This is a genomic window from Thermoflexus sp. (assembly GCF_025055495.1).
Classification (GTDB): Bacteria; Chloroflexota; Anaerolineae; order Thermoflexales; family Thermoflexaceae; genus Thermoflexus.
In genome coordinates this window covers 1-2,286 of record NZ_JANWXB010000357.1, presented here as the reverse complement: position 1 = coordinate 2,286, position 2,286 = coordinate 1, and the positions used below count along the sequence as shown (strand labels likewise).

The 2,286-nt window shown below is 64.9% G+C and carries 2 protein-coding genes; both read right to left on the bottom strand.

The window, feature by feature from the left end; all coding sequences use genetic code 11:
• The coding region (locus tag NZM16_RS11550; RefSeq protein WP_295480504.1) for a hypothetical protein at positions 1-448 on the bottom strand (448 nt) is incomplete at its 3' end.
• 188 nt (positions 449-636) lie between these two features.
• A complete protein-coding gene (gene tilS / locus NZM16_RS11545; RefSeq protein ID WP_295480502.1) occupies positions 637-2,124 on the bottom strand; it encodes a tRNA lysidine(34) synthetase TilS in 1,488 nt (495 codons plus the stop codon).
• Positions 2,125-2,286: the final 162 nt, after the last annotated feature.

Genomic DNA, 2,286 nt, shown 5'->3' with positions numbered 1-2,286 from the left:
AGTAAGCGATTCCGGCCGCTGTCGCAGCGAAGGAGCTCCTTGTGAGGAGGTAAGTCAGGCGATAGGTGCCAAGGAAAGAGATGGTGAAGGCGATCCAGCCCATCAGGTTATATCCGAAGGCGGGCCCGCCGATGAAAGACCACGGTAACATCAGCCCGATCAGGAAAGGGTTGTAGTGCAGGCTGGTGGTATAAAGTCCCTGGGGCGCAAAAGCCAGGGGATAGAGGAACGGCGTCCCCTGGCCCTCCTGAATCACCCGGGAATACCATAGTAGCATCGCGATGGCCTGCCAGGTGTCCTCACCGGCGGGCACTCCATGAAACAGCGAAGGCACTGGCCAGGCCCAGCGCAGCCAGAGCATCCAGAGCAACGGGGGCCAGAGAATCGACCACCAGGACCTGAGCGGACTCTTCAAGAGGCGCTGGCCTGATAGAAGAGCGAAGCCCATGAGCCGGATCCACCCCCGGTTTATCTCGCTCGATAGCCTGCCTGAGGTGAGGGGGTAAGGCGAGGGGCTTCACCGTCCGCCCCATCGCATTATCTTTTTTCACCTACCTGCGCCGCTTCATCGCGCGAGAGGGGTAACCTCCGAATCCCCCATTGAGATAGTAGATCGTTCAGGATCATAGCAGGCCCTCAATCCCTGGACCCCCGGATCGCCCGCCGGATGGCGATCCGCCACACCCGACGGGAATCGGATCCGGGGCGGATAGAAGCCGCCGGCCGCACACCAGCCACCCACAGGATCTCATCCCGTTCGTTGACCAGCAGCGGCCATCGATCGCGCCAGACCTGGGGGATCTTCTGATTGATCAGGAAGGTCTTCAGGCGAACGGGGCCGGACATCCCCGCTGGGTGAAAGCGATCTCCGGGACGGCGAGCCCGGAAAGCCAGATGGGCCCCGGCGCGCTCGGCATCTACGTAAAGGGTCCATGGATCCCCGGGCTGCTGAGCGGCATCCCAGGTGGAGATCTCCTCCCAGATCACCGCCCACTGACCATCCGGCCAGAGGGTCTCTCCGGGATGCAAGGAGAAGGGGGCGGTCAGCAGGGGAAGGTCCGGGTCGGGCCAGACCGCGCCTTCCCGGGCCACGATGAGGTTCCCATAGGCCACCGCCACCCGCAGGTCCTCCGGCCAGGTCAACATCCCTCCCGTCATCCCCTCCTCAGCCATCCGGATCGCTTCCTCCACGTGGTCAAATCGCAGGTCCCGCAGGCGGTGGGCCAGGCGGAAGGCGGCTTCCCGCAGCGCCATGCGCCGGAGGCTCAGCGGGAGGCCCCTCCAGCGGGCGAGGTCGAAGACGATGCGATCGGGCGCTTCGACGGCCGTCACGGTGGACCAGACCTGATGGAGGGTCTGTTCCAGGAATTCGTAGTCGGCCGCCAGGGCCTCGGCCATCCGCCACCAGGTTTCCCGCAGGCGCGGATTCAGGCGCTCCAGAAGGGGGAGAACTTCATGACGTAGCCGGTTGCGAAAGAACGTGAGGTCCAGGTTCGATCGATCCAAACGAGGGGTCAGGCCTTTGGCCTGCAGGTAGGCCTCGATCTCCTGCCGCCAGACCCCTAACAGTGGCCGCACCAGCCAAAGCCCCTCCGGGGGCCGACGCAGGAGGCCGTGATATTCGGTGAGGGGCATGCGGGGGCGCATCCCCCGCAATCCGGCCAGGCCGCTCCCCCGTAAAAGATGCATCAGCACGGTTTCCACCTGATCATCCGCCTGGTGGGCCACCGCGATGGTATGGCTCCCCAACCGGGCGGCGACCTCCGCCAGGAAGGTATAGCGGGCCTGGCGAGCGGCTTCCTCCAGGGAAAGGCCCTCACGGGCGGCCAGCGCGCCCACATCTTCCCGCTGGATCGTGCAGGGCAGCCCTCGTTGCCGGGCGATCTCCGCCACGAAGGCGGCGTCCGCGTCCGCCTCCGCCCCCCGCAGGCCGTGGTGGAGATGGGCCACGTGGAGCGCGATCCTGAACTCCGGAGCCAGATCCTGTAACACATCCAGCAGGCACAGCGAATCCGGCCCCCCGGAGACGCCGACGACGACTGTTTCCCCTGGAGGAAAGAGCTGGAAGCGGCGGGCGGCCTCGCGGACCGCTCGCCGCACGGTGGCGATGGCGCGTTTTTCCATAGGAGGAACCGTTCAGGCAGCTATTCCTGATCGTCCGTCTTGAACGGATAATTTTCGAGAAGGAAGCGAATGCTTTGTCCATTTTTCATTTGGGGGTTTTCGGGGGCGGTGCGGGGGGCCTTTGGTCCCCGCACCGCCCCCGAAAGATGTTTTCTCCCCCCT

Coding starts and splice junctions, on each gene's coding strand:
- tilS (WP_295480502.1), bottom strand. CDS start 2,124: ATGGAAAAACGCGCCATCGCCACCGTGCGGCGAGCGGTCCGCGAGGCC.